This is a genomic window from Pseudoalteromonas sp. XI10, from assembly GCF_001469895.1.
In the GTDB taxonomy this organism is placed as follows: Bacteria; Pseudomonadota; Gammaproteobacteria; order Enterobacterales; family Alteromonadaceae; genus Pseudoalteromonas.
In genome coordinates this window covers 78,200-92,120 of the sequence record NZ_LOPY01000019.1, presented here as the reverse complement: position 1 = coordinate 92,120, position 13,921 = coordinate 78,200, and the positions used below count along the sequence as shown (strand labels likewise).

At 39.9% G+C, this 13,921-nt stretch carries 13 protein-coding genes; 4 read left to right on the top strand and 9 right to left on the bottom strand.

From position 1 onward, the window contains the following. The 6 genes from phrB to AUR67_RS03460 form a co-directional block, all read right to left on the bottom strand. Positions 1-1,392, bottom strand: a complete 1,392-nt coding sequence (gene phrB / locus AUR67_RS03485; RefSeq protein ID WP_058584143.1) for a deoxyribodipyrimidine photo-lyase — start codon at positions 1,390-1,392, stop codon at positions 1-3. Beyond that, on the bottom strand, positions 1,392-2,345 hold the full coding sequence (locus AUR67_RS03480) for a YbgA family protein (protein WP_058584142.1): 954 nt from the start codon (positions 2,343-2,345) through the stop codon (positions 1,392-1,394). Before AUR67_RS03480 ends, phrB begins: the two co-directional genes overlap by 1 nt. A 10-nt stretch (positions 2,346-2,355) precedes the next feature. Continuing rightward, a complete protein-coding gene (locus AUR67_RS03475; RefSeq protein WP_058584141.1) occupies positions 2,356-3,006 on the bottom strand; it encodes a ChrR family anti-sigma-E factor in 651 nt (216 codons plus the stop codon). Further along, positions 2,999-3,622: a sigma-70 family RNA polymerase sigma factor gene (locus AUR67_RS03470; RefSeq protein WP_054562364.1), complete on the bottom strand. Its 624-nt coding sequence runs from the start codon at positions 3,620-3,622 to the stop codon at positions 2,999-3,001. Before AUR67_RS03470 ends, AUR67_RS03475 begins: the two co-directional genes overlap by 8 nt. Positions 3,623-3,684: 62 nt before the next feature. Continuing rightward, the gene (locus tag AUR67_RS03465) at positions 3,685-4,263 is read right to left on the bottom strand and encodes an LON peptidase substrate-binding domain-containing protein (protein WP_055021069.1); all 579 of its coding nucleotides are present in this window, start codon (positions 4,261-4,263) and stop codon (positions 3,685-3,687) included. A 220-nt stretch (positions 4,264-4,483) separates the two neighbouring features. Then, the gene (locus AUR67_RS03460; protein ID WP_054562366.1) at positions 4,484-4,762 is read right to left on the bottom strand and encodes a hypothetical protein; all 279 of its coding nucleotides are present in this window, start codon (positions 4,760-4,762) and stop codon (positions 4,484-4,486) included. Between the two features lie 258 nt (positions 4,763-5,020). Between AUR67_RS03460 and trhA the strand changes: the two genes are divergently transcribed. Beyond that, complete coding sequence (gene trhA, locus AUR67_RS03455; protein WP_058584140.1) at positions 5,021-5,650, top strand: PAQR family membrane homeostasis protein TrhA; 630 nt, start codon at positions 5,021-5,023, stop codon at positions 5,648-5,650. Here the strand turns inward: trhA and AUR67_RS03450 are convergent. Together AUR67_RS03450 and AUR67_RS03445 are read right to left on the bottom strand one after the other, a co-directional pair. Then, positions 5,647-5,955, bottom strand: a complete 309-nt coding sequence (locus AUR67_RS03450) for an MGMT family protein (RefSeq protein ID WP_054562368.1) — start codon at positions 5,953-5,955, stop codon at positions 5,647-5,649. The genes trhA and AUR67_RS03450 overlap by 4 nt on opposite strands. Beyond that, on the bottom strand, positions 5,939-6,850 hold the full coding sequence (locus AUR67_RS03445) for a LysR family transcriptional regulator (RefSeq protein WP_058584139.1): 912 nt from the start codon (positions 6,848-6,850) through the stop codon (positions 5,939-5,941). Before AUR67_RS03445 ends, AUR67_RS03450 begins: the two co-directional genes overlap by 17 nt. A 117-nt stretch (positions 6,851-6,967) precedes the next feature. On the opposite strand from AUR67_RS03445, the gene AUR67_RS03440 reads away from it, so the two are divergent. The 3 genes from AUR67_RS03440 (at position 6,968) to AUR67_RS03420 (ending at position 12,838) form a co-directional block, all read left to right on the top strand. After that, on the top strand, positions 6,968-8,053 hold the full coding sequence (locus AUR67_RS03440; RefSeq protein ID WP_058584138.1) for an efflux RND transporter periplasmic adaptor subunit: 1,086 nt from the start codon (positions 6,968-6,970) through the stop codon (positions 8,051-8,053). Continuing rightward, a complete protein-coding gene (locus AUR67_RS03435; protein WP_058584137.1) occupies positions 8,053-11,124 on the top strand; it encodes an efflux RND transporter permease subunit in 3,072 nt (1,023 codons plus the stop codon). Before AUR67_RS03440 ends, AUR67_RS03435 begins: the two co-directional genes overlap by 1 nt. Before the next feature lie 1,171 nt (positions 11,125-12,295). Further along, positions 12,296-12,838, top strand: a complete 543-nt coding sequence (locus tag AUR67_RS03420; RefSeq protein ID WP_058584134.1) for a hypothetical protein — start codon at positions 12,296-12,298, stop codon at positions 12,836-12,838. Between the two features lie 78 nt (positions 12,839-12,916). Here AUR67_RS03420 and rluF read toward each other — a convergent pair whose 3' ends face one another. After that, entirely contained in the window at positions 12,917-13,861 is a 945-nt protein-coding gene (gene rluF, locus AUR67_RS03415; RefSeq protein ID WP_058584133.1) for a 23S rRNA pseudouridine(2604) synthase RluF, read from the bottom strand. Between the last annotated feature and the right edge of the window lie 60 nt (positions 13,862-13,921).

The window sequence follows — 13,921 nt, the reverse complement described above, 5'->3', positions numbered from 1 at the left end:
TCACACCTTAAATGCGTTTAGCGCTCGCTCTCGCGCGGCTTTATGATCAACAATTGCTGGCCAATAACTGCTCGACTTACCCTGTTTCGCTAAATAATCATGCGGAAAATGGATTTGTTTAGCAGGTATTTTTTCCAGCTCTGGTAAATATTTACGGATAAATTCACCATCTGGATCAAATCGCTCGCTTTGGGTGATAGGATTAAAAATTCGAAAATACGGCTGAGCATCACACCCCGTACTTGCAGCCCATTGCCAGCCACCGTTGTTAGATGCAAGGTCGCCGTCTATAAGATGCTGCATAAAAAAGCGTTCGCCTTTACGCCAATCAATTAATAAGTGCTTGGTTAAAAAGCTCGCGACCACCATGCGTAAACGGTTATGCATCCAGCCAGTTTGCAGTAGCTGCCTCATTGCAGCATCAACTAACGGGTAGCCTGTTTTACCTTCGCACCATGCTTTAAAGTCGCTGTCATCATCACGCCACTTCACGGCGTTGTATTTCTCATTAAAGTTATCGTATTTATTTAGGTTTGGATAAATCGCGATAAGATGGCGGTAAAATTCACGCCAAATCAACTCATTAACCCAACAAAATAAGTTACTTTTACTGCTGCGTAGTACATCTGGGTGGCGCTGTTGGATCAGTGCCAATAATTGATGAACGCTGATAATGCCAAGTGCTAAGTAAGGGCTTAAACCAGAGGTGCCTTTAATGCTTGGGATATCACGCTGGTCTTGATATGTTGCTAGCTTCTCTTCAATAAAGCGCGCGCAAACGTGGCTGAGCGTTTCATCATCAACAGGCCACTTTTCTGAGTTGCCGTCTGAGGCTAATAACTCACTTGGCTGCCATTCAATGGGTTCGAACATCTGTGGCGGCTCAGCAAAATAAAAGTGGGTGTCTTGATAAACTTTTAGCCATGCATTTTTAAATGGCGTGAATACTTTAAACATTTCGCCGCTTTGATTTTTGATGCTTCCCGGTGGCGCAATTACATCGCCGTCGTATGCGTAAAAAGCAATCCCTTTACTATCAGCGTGCTGTAAAAAGGCTTTATCTCGGTTTACTTCATTAAGCTCATATTCGTTGTTGGCGTATACATTTTTTACTTGATGTTGCTCGCAAAATGACGCTAACTTTTCAACACAACCGGCGTAATCAGCTGCATCAATAATATGTAATTCAATACCTTTGCTAGCTAAAAGCTCCCCCAAGAAGCTAAGCCTACGCTTTAATAAATCTAGCTGAATAGCAGCCACATCATGCTTTTGCCATTGCTTTTCAGTAATAAAAAATACCGCATTTCTGCAACCACTTTCGATTGCCTGATACAAGGCGTCGTTATTAAAAAGGCGCAGATCGCGCCTAAACCAAAATAATGTATTCATTAAATTCCGTAGCGTAGTTTTAATTCGTTCGGATAGGGGTCAAGATACACTTGCTTAGCAAGATATTCGTTTGGGTGCACTTTTAAATGATGCTTTATTAACGTAAGTGGTACGTAAAGTGGCACTAACCCTTGGCGATATTCATCAATGGCATCACGCAGTTCTTGCTTTTCAACTTTAGAAAGTGATTTTTTAAAATAACCTTGCAAGTGCATTAATGTATTAGCGTTATTTTTACGTGAAGCTGGTTTTTTAAGGGCAGTCATTAACCCTAAAATATATTCATCAGCCAAAGTTTGGATATCTTCGCCATCAAAAGTGCCAAGTAGATTTCCTAAGCTACGGTAAGCTTCGTAGTTATGAGCCATCAATAAGTACTTATATTGGGCATGAAACTGAGTCAATCTATGTACTGTGAGTGGTTGTTCACTTAATGTTTGCCAGTGCTTGTAGGTATAAACACGCATTACAAAATTTTCGCGAAGGTGCATATCATTTAAACGACCGTTTTCTTCGCATGGTAGCAATGGGTTATGTGCCATAATTTGCTCAGCAAAAAAACCCACCCCTTCTGAGGTATTACCTGTACCCGCTTCGTTGTAGATTTTAATACGTTCCATACCGCAACTAGGACTTTTAGCGCAAAACACAAAGCCGCTTAACTCAGCAGTTTGTTCTGTCGCAACACGTTTACCGTATTCTGTTAATTTAGGGCCAACATCGCCAGTGCCATCTGGGCGACACACTTTAATAGTATCGCCAACACGCACTTGACGAATAGTTGGCCGAGGGATTGGCAGGCCTACCGCTACTTCAGGACAAAACTTTTTATATTCAACATGGTTAGCCAACTCATCCATGCAAAAATTAGATTTTTTGTGGCCGCTGTCAAAGCGAACCTTGTCGCCTGCTAAGCAGGCGCTTAAACCAATTTTAATTGTCGATTGCTGCATATAAACTCTACTAATAGATAAGATTTCCAATTGGGTTCAGTAATTTACTAATACCTTTATTGAAGTGTAGGGCACTACTGACAACTGTAAAGCACAAGCACCCTTCAATCGTTTTTGGTGTGTGATTGTGACGACCATCTAACATTATAAAGTCACCTGGTACATAGTGTCCGTCTTCATCACTAAACTCCCCATCTAATAATAAAGTGAGCTCAAATCCAGTATGTGTGTGCTCAGGTATTTCACCACCCGCATCAATATGAAGCAGGCTTGCACGTAATGGGCCATCCTCTAAATCAATACGAGAGCGGGCAAGTTTACCTATTTGCATAAAGTTGCTGTGGCCAATGCGTGTGAGCGCTCTAGGTAAAGTGTAGGTTTTATCTTTAACATCAACCGACACCTGTTCTTGCTCGTACACTTCATCAATTGAATCATCAGCGGTGATGGCATCAAAAAGTGTTTTATCGAACATATCATCCAAGTCTGTAGCTGATTCAGTAAATACATTGTCAGCATTTTTCGCTTCAAGCGCAGCGAGTTCTTTTTGACACACAGGGCACATTTCAACATGAATAGCGACTGCAACACTCAAAGTGGCAGGTAGATTACCTTCACTGAACTTGGCAAGTAATTCGTTGCTAGGATGGTGCTTAATCATGGTGATCTCCCATTTCATTGCGTAACTTCTGCAAGGCTAAGCGAAGACGAGATTTCACTGTGCCTACGGGAATATTTAAATGCTCAGCAAGCTGCTCTTGCGACATATCTTGAAAGTACACCCCGCGCACAACTTCACGTTGCGCAAGCGGTAATTTGTCAAGGTATTGTTTAATCTGTTTATCTTCTAAGTGGTCACTAAATTCGTGCTGGCCCGGCTCGGCTTCATCAATCAATGGCCAGATATCTTCACTAATACATTCTTCTTTGCTGCTCTTCATTTTTCTTAGCATATCGAAAGAGGCATTACGCATTACTGTGTATACCCAAGTTGTCGCTGCACCTTTTTCTTTATGGTAAAGGTGTGCTTTACGCCAAACTGAGGTTAGTGTTTCTTGAACTAATTCCATCGCTTGTGCTTCAGAACCGAACTGCTTTATTCCAAAACGTTTTATTTTTGGTGAGAAATATTGGAAAAGTATTGCAAACGCACGTTTATCACGGTGCTCAGCAACAGCAAATAAAGCATCAGCAAGCTCTTTGCTTGGAGTATCTGGCATGGCAGAGTATTGACCTGTGTTAGGTTTACAACCTGTTTGAAGTTGTTGACTTACCATCTTTATGTCATCCAATTATTGTCGTTTAAAGTAATACGGCAAAAAGTTGATGTTAGATCACATTAATCAGTAAATTCGTTGTTGATTAGAGTATGGAGGAAACTTAGCAAGTTTTCAAAGTTAGATTTATAAGCAAGTTGTTGTTTTTTAACTAACGATATAGGTAAAATTTCAAGCCAGCGGGCAACAACCCAAGCAAGGTTATCGAATTGTGGGGCTTTATATAGGCCTGCTAAATCCGGCTGATTTGCAAATACAGCACGAAGTGTGTCACTCAATAAAGTGTTTTCGTCATTAATTGGCGTGCTTACGTACCATGAAGGTGACGTAATTATTTCGATGTCAGCATGTCGAAGTTGCTGCTTATCCTGAAAAGCGTTATGCATAGACACTGCATGCTCAGCATAAACATCAATTAATAATTGACCATTATCATCTTGATTGAAGTCGGTTATTTGCACTAAACAACCAATTTCGGGCAAGTTAAGATCTGTATCGTGTTGGTAAGTGCACAGCACAAAACCAGTGTTATCTTGTACAGCTTCTTTGACCATCGTTAAGTAACGCTGTTCAAAAATTCTTAGCTTGGTGAACCCTTCAGGTAAAATAAAAACCGGTAAAGGAAAAATCGCACGCTTCATAAAGTCTACTATTCTAAAACCACATGCCTTTAATTACGTGCGCTTTTAATCCGCCGATCAATATTTCATGAAATCTTAATATCTACTTTGTACCTTAGAAGTTGAACCATTGTGCAACGTTACGAAATAATTCGATAGATGCATATGCACTGAGTAAACTCAAAACCGGTGCAACCATAAGTAAAAATAAGCTGATTTCACTACTCATTGTCTTGTTTCCTTACTGCTTGTTTGTTGCTTTAGGAGCTTGAGCAACTTTTAACTCTTCTTCTTTAGAAGCAATTGCATCTTCACTCATGTAAGTATCTAGTAACTTTTGAGCATCAAACTCAATGCTGTTCATTACGCTTTCCTTCAACTCGTTACTTGCTTGTTGAACATAGCTTTTAACAGATTGTGTAATTGTGTTGCTGATATCTAATTCAAAGTCAGTAGCACTTGCTTGAGTTGACCCTAATACAAGTAACGCAGCAGTAGTTAATTTAAGTGAGTTATTCATAGTGGTATTCCTTGTCTCTTTAAGTAATTAGTCGTAATTACTTAATCAAAGGTTGTGCCACCCTGAAAATAAATTTTAAATCATTGATTTTTAATGGATTAAAAATTAATTTATTTTTTAAGCTTATTCAGTGTTGGTTAATAAAACCAACGAATTTAAATATTTTGACCAATATTTAGCGAAAAAATAAGCATTGCCAACTTCAGCGCACACTTGTACACTGAAAATGTTTTATTCACTCATTTTTAGTAGATAGATATGACAGAACAACTCCCTTATTCACGCCAAGAAGAACAACTTAACGTGCTTACTCACGGCATGGGAGTCCTGTTTGCGGTATATGTACTGTGGGACTTAATTTCACAATCTAACGTTGTGTCAGCTACGGTAAGTGCCATCGTGTACGGCTCAAGCCTACTGGTATTATTTTTAGCCTCGACCTTATATCACGCCAGTACCAGAGATCGTATACGATCCATTTATAAAAAATGTGACCACTGTGCAATTTACTTGCTTATTGCCGGTACGTATACGCCTTATTTGGTTATTTCGTTATCTGGGGCTTGGGCAATTGCTGCTTTGGTGTTTATTTGGACTTTAGCGCTTGGTGGGGTTGCATATAAATTACTGGTCAAAAACACGAATAAAAAGGTCTCTCTCGCTACCTATTTATTAATGGGTTGGTTTGCATTAGCACTTGTTTATCCACTTTATTTGAATCTCGATTTAAGCGCTTTATGGTGGCTGCTAGCTGGCGGGATTGCCTACAGTTTAGGCACTGTGTTTTACAGCGCTAAAACCCGCCATTACAGCCATGCAGTTTGGCATGTATTCGTGCTAGTTGGCTGTGTTTGTCACTACTTATCAATTAGTTTGTATGTTTATTAGTCCCATTGATGCAGGCGCATATTAATTTTAGCCTTATTAAACGTAACACCTTCACTGAGTAGTTTTTGTCGTTGCTCAAGGTGTTTATTGCTGCCTTCTGGAAACGATATTTTACCTTGGCTATTAACCACTCGATGCCATGGAATACTTGAGCCCTCGGGCATCACTTTTAATAACCGCCCCACTAGTCTTGAATTATTGGGGTATCCCGCAAGCTTTGCTACTTGTCCATAACTGGCTACTTTCCCCTCAGGAATGGCACAAATAATGGTATAAATTAAATCTTCTTTAGTTGCCTGCTGCACGACTCGACTCCAAATACTGTTTACTGACCTCGCTAAAATCCTGCCAAATAGCTCTTGCAACAGGGCCGTGATGAACTGAGTGCTGTCTAAATACACGAATTTCTGCACCAAACTGGTGTTCACGATCAACAATTTTAATTTGCTGCAATAAACCAGCATCGATTTCGGCTTGGCAATGTTGCAAACTGATCATTGCCCAGCCCGCACCAGAGAGCAAAAACGACTTAACACTGCTTATATCGTCAATTTTCATTAATGCAGAGCCTAGCGTATAAGAAAGCCTATCACTGTCAAAACTCAAGTCGCTTTCAAACATGGCCAAACACGGGTAGTTTTGAATATCAGCAAAGCTGATTTCACTTGGCACTACATCAGGCGCGCTAACAATACCTATATCAAATTTACCAATCGGTAAACTTTCGAGATCCCCTGTTGCATGAAACAAATCAAACCAAGGGCCTATTCCTAAATCAGCCTGATGACTATTAACCTGCTCTAGAGATACAAAGCGCTTGCCTGAAGAAATACTAAACTCAGTACTAGCAAAGCGTTTGAAGGTTTGGCTGATCACTTGGTTATAACTGTTTTGATGGCAAAGTTGCTCGTAACAAATTTTATAATTGGCTTCATTACCTAGTGCCAGCTCTTTTGCAAGTGAGCTTAACTCACTGTTTGCATTAAGTAATTGCTTGGCCTCACGATAAAAAATACGGCCCTTCTCAGTTAAATGTAACCTGTATTGGCTTCGGTCTAGTAGCTCAAACCCTAGCTCTGATTCTAGCTTCTTAATAGCTAACGTGAGCGCAGGTTGAGTCTTATGCAATTTAAGTGCGGCTTGGCTCAAACTAGAGCTTTGCACAATAGCATCTAGAATGATTAATTGATTTAAATTCATTAATGGCAAACTATATAAATAAAATTTATGCTGTTTCTAAAATTTAATAATTTTTATTTTATATCTTTGCAGCGTATCCTGCAGCAAATTTATGCTTTCTTATCTATGGAGAAGACAATGAGATTGGCAACCGCCGCGTTAATGAGCAGCATGTTTTTGCTTCTTGCGGCATGTTCAGAGCAAGCACAGCAAGATGAAGCAGAGCCGGTAGTACGTCCTGTTAAACTTTTTAATATTGGCAATAATTCAGAACAAAGCATTCGCAGCTTTCCTGCTGAAGTTGTTGCTAACCAAGGTTCTTATCTCGCTTTTAGAGTAAATGGTGAGTTACTTGAGTTCCCTGCTCTTGCGGGCCAACACGTTGAAAAAGGAGAGCTTTTAGCAAAACTGGATCCTGAAGATTTTCAACTGCAGTATGAAGAGCGTAAAGCACGTTTTGAACTTGCAGCGTCTCAACTTGAGCGTGTGCAAAAGCTTTTTAACCGCTCTATAGCTAGTCAATCTGAGTTAGACCAAGCCCTTGCCAATAAACAGGTTGCTGAGTCAGCGCTAAAAATTGCCAAAACCAACCTAGATAATAGTGAATTACGCGCGCCATTCGCAGGTACTGTGGCAAAGGTGTTTGTAAAAAACTTTGAAAACATTCAAGCAAAACAAAACATCCTTCGCCTTGAAACTCGCGATCTAATGGACGTGGTTATTCAAGTGCCTGAAAAGCTCATTGCACGTATCGATAAAGACGTACATTACCAACCTGAAGTTGTATTTGATGGTTACCCAAACAAGTCATATCAATTAACAGTTAAAGAGTTTGATACCCAAGCCGACCCAATTACTTTAACGTATAAAGTTGTATTTTCATTACCTGTGCCAGAAGATTTTAATCTACTTGCCGGTATGACAGGCCGCGTTGATATAGACTTAAGCAAAATCACCAGTTCACAATCACCTTATACACTACTGCCTGTTGAGGCGGTATTCTCAGAACCTACCGAGTCTGAAAACGACAACAGCTATGTGTGGCTTTATAACGAAAACACCGGTCTAGTGCACAAGCAAGCTGTTGAAGTTGGCCAATTACACCGTGATGGCATTGAAGTACTCTCAGGTATTAAAGAAGGCCAAATCGTTGTGGCTGCTGGCGTGCACTTTTTAGAAGAAGGCATGAAAGTGCGTCCATGGCAAAAAGAGCGAGGCTTATAATGAGCTTTGCTGCACTCGCTATTGAAAGAAAAGTCATTAGCTGGATGTTCGCGCTGTTTTTACTGATTGGTGGAACGGTCGCTTACTTTGGCTTAGGACAACTAGAAGATCCTGAATTCACCCTAAAAAAAGCCATGGTGATCACCCTTTATCCGGGCGCGTCACCACAGCAGGTTGAAGAAGAAGTCACCTTCCCTATTGAAAATGCAATTCAACAGCTACCGTATGTTGATTACGTAACCAGTATTTCATCACCGGGTAAATCTCAAATTACCGTCGAGATGAAAAGCAATTATCGTAAACAAGACTTACGTCAAATATGGGACGAGTTGCGTCGCAAAATCAATGATCAGGCATCGTCTATGCCCTCTGGTGTTTATCCAAGCAAGATTATGGACGACTTTGGTGATGTATACGGAGTGATGTATGCAGTCACTGGTGATGGTTATTCTTACGATGAGCTTAAAGATTACGTTGATTATTTAAAACGTGAGCTTGTTTTGGTTGATGGCGTTAGTAAAGTAACCGTGGGTGGGGAGCAACAAGCACAAGTCATGGTTGAGATTTCAACCCGCAAGCTTGCCCAGTTAGGTATTTCCCCTAATCGTATTTATCAGCTTTTACAAACTCAAAATAGCGTGTCGAACGCAGGTAAAGTCCGCGTTGGCGACGAATCAATTCGCTTACACCCAACTGGTGAATTTAAAGACGTAAAAGAGCTCGAAAACCTACTAATTTCAAAACCAGGTGAAAATGAGCTTATTTACTTAGGTGATGTTGCTACCGTTTTTCGTGAGTACGCCGAAGTCCCTAACAATATTATTCGCTATAACCAACAGCAAGTATTACTGGTTGGCGTGTCATTTAGCACAGGCGTTAACGTTGTTGATGTAGGCGCAAATATTGATGCCCATTTAGCGTCACTAGAATATCAACGACCACATGGTATGGAAATAAACAGCGTTTATAACCAACCTGCTGAAGTAGAAAAGTCAGTAAGTGGCTTTATTATCAGCCTACTTGAAGCTGTTGCTATTGTTATTGTCGTGCTTTTAGTTTTTATGGGCTTTAAGAGCGGCGTATTGATTGGTGTAATACTCCTGCTGACTGTACTAGGTACCTTCATTTTCATGAAGTTGTTTGCCATTGATTTACAGCGGATCTCATTAGGTGCCTTGATTATAGCCTTAGGGATGCTGGTTGATAATGCCATTGTGGTTACCGAAGGTATATTAATAAACCTAAAACGCGGACAAACAAAACTGCAAGCGGCGACTAACATTGTTAATCAAACCAAGTGGCCATTACTGGGGGCTACGGTTATCGCTATTACTGCCTTTGCACCGATTGGCTTAAGTTCAGATGCCAGTGGTGAGTTTGCCGGCAGCTTGTTCTGGGTGTTGTTTATTTCATTGTTACTTAGCTGGATCACAGCCATTACTTTAACGCCTTTCTTCGCTGATTTAATGTTTAAACAAGCCACTGAAAAACAGCCGCATCACGATGAAGACCCTTATCAAGGTGTTATTTTCAATGTTTATAAAGGCGTGTTGCATACAGCAATGCGGTACCGTAAAACTACGCTACTGCTGATGGTGATCCTGCTTGTTAGCTCAGTTTATGGCTTTAAATTTATCAAGCAGTCATTCTTCCCAGCATCGAATACTCCTATGTTTTATGTTGATTATTGGCATACGCAAGGCGCTGATATTCATACCACAATGGATGGTGTTGCAAAGCTAGAAAAATTTTTACAAGCCGACCCATTAGTTGAAGAAATAACCACAACTGTTGGTCAAGGTGCACCGCGTTTTATGCTGACTTACGCACCTGAAAAATCATACCCAGCCTATGGGCAATTGATTATTCGAGTAAAAGACCGCGAAGCTGTTACAACCATGATCAAAAAAGTACGCGATTACCAACACGAACATGTACTTGATGCTCAGCTTAAAGTTAAACGTATGGAAATTGGCCCATCAACAGATGCCAAAATTGAAGCGCGTTTTTCTGGTGCTGATCCTGTGGTACTTCGCCAATTAGCAAAACAGGCAAAAGACATTCTGCATCAAGATGCGGGGGCATTTAATATTCGTGACGATTGGCGTGCTCGCTCGAAGTTAATTCGTCCGCAATTTAACGAGCAAAAAGCCCGTCGTTTAGGGATTGCTAAATCTGACCTTGATCAACTGCTGTTAACTAGCTTATCGGGTAAACAAGTGGGCGTATATAAAGACGGCACGCAAATGCTGCCAATTATTGCTCGCTCACCAGCTGAAGAGCGCTTAAACGTTGAAAGCTTGCGTGACTTACAAATTTACAGCCCAGTGTTAGGTGTGTTTGTACCGGTGACACAAGTAGTTGATGATTTTGTTGTTGAGTGGGAAGACAGCTTGATCATGCGACGTGACCGTAAGCGCACCATCACTGTAATGGCCGATCACGATGTTATTGGCGATGAAACTCCTGCAAAACTGTTTGCACGTGTTCGCAAAGACATAGAAGCTATTGAACTACCTCGTGGCTATGAATTGCAATGGGGCGGCGAGTATGAGTCATCAACAGATGCGCAAAAAGCTATTTTCGGCTCATTACCTCTTGGTTACTTAGCTATGTTCGCTATAACTGTATTACTATTCAATTCAGTTAAAAAGCCTTTAGTGATTTGGGCAACAGTGCCACTAGCCATTGTGGGTGTATCAGCTGGTTTATTACTAATGAATGCAGCATTTAGCTTTATGGCATTGCTTGGCTTACTGAGCTTAAGCGGTATGCTCATCAAAAACGGCATTGTATTAGTTGATCAAATTAACCTTGAACTAGATAGTGGTAAAGACCCTTACAAAGCAGTATTCGACTCTGGTGTAAGCCGTGTTCGTCCTGTAGCGATGGCTGCAATTACGACCATCTTAGGCATGATCCCACTGCTATTTGACGTGTTCTTCCAGTCAATGGCGGTAACCATTATGTTTGGTCTTGGTTTTGCGACAGTGCTGACACTAATTGTTGTTCCTGTGCTCTATACCATGCTGTTTAAGATCAGAGTACCTAAACAGCGTCACGCTAATTAATACAGATTGACTCTCAACCAAAAGCCCTATCAGCAAACTGTTAGGGCTTTTTCTTTATTACCTATTATTTTAAAAGGTAATAAAATCCGCCACAGCCAGCAAATAAAAATAAGCAACACCAAAAATAAAAGCGCACTGGTTCTTGGTGCTTATAAATGGTGCTAATGCTCCCTGTATAACTTCGGCTACCTACACGAATTTTATTCGTTAATAACCCCAACACCCCATAACCAACAAACAATAGGGATGCAATAAAGATAAATGCATTCTGAAAGCTAGCCATTGATAACCCTGTTTATTAGTCGTGCAAAATTGGTCAGCTATCAATTTTTAACTTATTTATTATTCTCGGTAAAGTCGGATGACGAGAGCTCGCCTGTGTCTAGCATAAGTATTTTGTTATTTAAGGTGGGTGTCTAGTTACTTTTAAAGTGGGTGTCCATTTATGGTGGTCTAGTTATGGTTGTGAATAAAGTGGGTGTCTATTTAACTTAATGGCACTGATTGTACTGCAAATGTCAGCAAGTGCTCATCAGTTCTACTGAGGTTAACTGTGCTTGATAGCTTTTTAAAGGTAACAAATGGGAAATGGAAAGACGCGCTTCTACTTATTTTTTATTCTCACACTCATCAAATAAATAGTAATTACGAAGATAAAAAAAGAGAAAATTCCAAGGTAAAACATTTCTTCACTCTCCATGAAAGCATTCATCGAAAAGACGCCAAAAATGACGGCAGAAATATAAAATAGCCAAATCGCAAGCCCACTTCTTTTCCTCGCAAATAACTTAAAATATATAAATCCCAAAAATGAGATTACAAGAAAAGTAAATAACATTTATTTTTTCACCTGATTCAAACCATCAACAACCTTTTAAAAAATGCTATACAAATAAAACCGGTTCAGCCTCTCCAAATATCAACACTAACTACCTAGAATTAGCACCAGCTTTATTAAATAAGTCAACCTATCAGTGAGAGTACCTTAGCAAGTATGCTCTTAGCTGCCAAAAGGTTTGTTTAAAGTGGGTGTCTGTTTAATGATTAGCATTAATGTGGATGTCCATTTATGGTGGGCTTTTTGTTATTTAAAGTGGGTGTCTATTTAATGATTAACCTATCAGCTTGTGTGCTAACCTATTGCTGCTGATTTAATACTTGAAGGATTGAGATGTTTAGAAATGGTTTTTACTTATTGATTGCAATACTCAGTAGCACTTTAAGTGCCAATGAAAATACATACTATCAGCATGAGTCTAATGTAGCTTTTCACGTTGCCGTTGAAAGTTTATATGATGCTGTTTTAGCAATTGAAGGGCAAAATGGATTGATATTTAACTCAAGATGGATTTTTGGGGAAATAGGCACACCAATCGCAGATATTTGTGAAGGGCAACAATCACCCGATTTAGAGCTCGGGTGTGATTCTGTTTCAACCACGACTGTTGAATCTCATTTCGACTTTCCACAAAACAGTCAGATTGCTCTGTATTTTAGACCTAACTTGATTGTGAATGGATTCAAATTGATTGAAGCAAGCGTTAAAAACAATGAAGTAGCACAATTACTATTTGAAGATGACAATACGAAAGAGCTTTTCATTGTAAACAAACATCAACTTAACGATATTATCGCGAAAAAACTCACTAAAAAAGAGTTTCAACAGAAAATAGTCCGTCTTAAAGCTGATGCCATTGACCCTAATGAAGGCTAGGGTTGAAATCAGTATCATTTAGAACGCTGAAGGTAACTAATTAAAATAAATACTAGCCAGAGCTCTAATGCGCTGAGCTTACTTTTTCAGACTTAATGTGCCTGTGCGTTTAGTACTGCTACGCTTAGTTTGATTTGGTTTTGATGAATGTGAATTGCCAGCCTTTGCTCTTGATTGACCTTGCTTAGCATCACTGCGTGCTTTTTTCACGTATTTAGAAAAGTCGCGCTTTTTTTCTTCTTCATTGCGTGGCTTTTGCTTAGCACGAGCTTGCGTTGGCTGTTTGTTTTCATCAATCGAACGCTCTTCCGTTTTACCTGAGTCGGCAATTGAGTTATTGATCTCAGCCATTTCTTGTTCGGTTAAGTGACGCCACTGCCCTACTTTTAAACCCTTTAGGGTCACGTTCATAATTCGAGTGCGCTTTAGAGTCACCACTTCATAACCTAAATATTCACACATACGGCGTATTTGGCGGTTTAAGCCTTGTGTTAGCACTATGGTAAATTGCTGTGGGCCAGTTTGTTTAACCTTACACTTTTTAGTAACTGTATCGAGGATAGGAATACCGTTTGCCATCTTATTCACGAACTGACGATTAAGTGGTTTATCAACGGTCACTACGTATTCTTTTTCATGATTATTACCAGCACGAAGAATTTTATTAACGATGTCGCCTTCGTTAGTTAAGAAAATTAAGCCTTCTGAAGGTCTATCTAAGCGTCCGATTGGGAAAATACGTTCTGGATAATTAACTGCTTTAACAATATTGCTTTGGATTTTTCGCTCAGTCGTACAAGTAATACCAACTGGTTTGTTATAGGCAATATAAACCAGCTTAGGCTTTGCTTTTAAAGGTTTGCCATCTATAAGTACATCATCGGCGTCACTAACTTTTACGCCCATTTCAGGCAAGTTGCCGTTAACAGTAACACGACCTTCTTCAATATATTTATCTGCCTCACGGCGTGAACAAAAACCTGTTTCACTGATAAATTTATTTAATCGCTTTAACTCTGTCATGGCACACTTCTGTCTGGATTTTAAAGCCGCTAGTTTATACCAGAAGCCTTTACCAAGCTA

Bases quoted from the DNA above. Each gene is read 5' to 3' on its own strand.
- phrB (WP_058584143.1), bottom strand. From the start codon at position 1,392: ATGAATACATTATTTTGGTTTAGGCGCGATCTGCGCCTTTTTAATAAC.
- AUR67_RS03480 (WP_058584142.1), bottom strand. From the start codon at position 2,345: ATGCAGCAATCGACAATTAAAATTGGTTTAAGCGCCTGCTTAGCAGGC.
- AUR67_RS03475 (WP_058584141.1), bottom strand. From the start codon at position 3,006: ATGATTAAGCACCATCCTAGCAACGAATTACTTGCCAAGTTCAGTGAA.
- AUR67_RS03460 (WP_054562366.1), bottom strand. From the start codon at position 4,762: ATGAATAACTCACTTAAATTAACTACTGCTGCGTTACTTGTATTAGGG.
- rluF (WP_058584133.1), bottom strand. From the start codon at position 13,861: ATGACAGAGTTAAAGCGATTAAATAAATTTATCAGTGAAACAGGTTTT.
- trhA (WP_058584140.1), top strand. From the start codon at position 5,021: ATGACAGAACAACTCCCTTATTCACGCCAAGAAGAACAACTTAACGTG.
- AUR67_RS03470 (WP_054562364.1), bottom strand. From the start codon at position 3,622: ATGGTAAGTCAACAACTTCAAACAGGTTGTAAACCTAACACAGGTCAA.
- AUR67_RS03435 (WP_058584137.1), top strand. From the start codon at position 8,053: ATGAGCTTTGCTGCACTCGCTATTGAAAGAAAAGTCATTAGCTGGATG.
- AUR67_RS03440 (WP_058584138.1), top strand. From the start codon at position 6,968: ATGAGATTGGCAACCGCCGCGTTAATGAGCAGCATGTTTTTGCTTCTT.
- AUR67_RS03465 (WP_055021069.1), bottom strand. From the start codon at position 4,263: ATGAAGCGTGCGATTTTTCCTTTACCGGTTTTTATTTTACCTGAAGGG.
- AUR67_RS03445 (WP_058584139.1), bottom strand. From the start codon at position 6,850: ATGAATTTAAATCAATTAATCATTCTAGATGCTATTGTGCAAAGCTCT.
- AUR67_RS03420 (WP_058584134.1), top strand. From the start codon at position 12,296: ATGTTTAGAAATGGTTTTTACTTATTGATTGCAATACTCAGTAGCACT.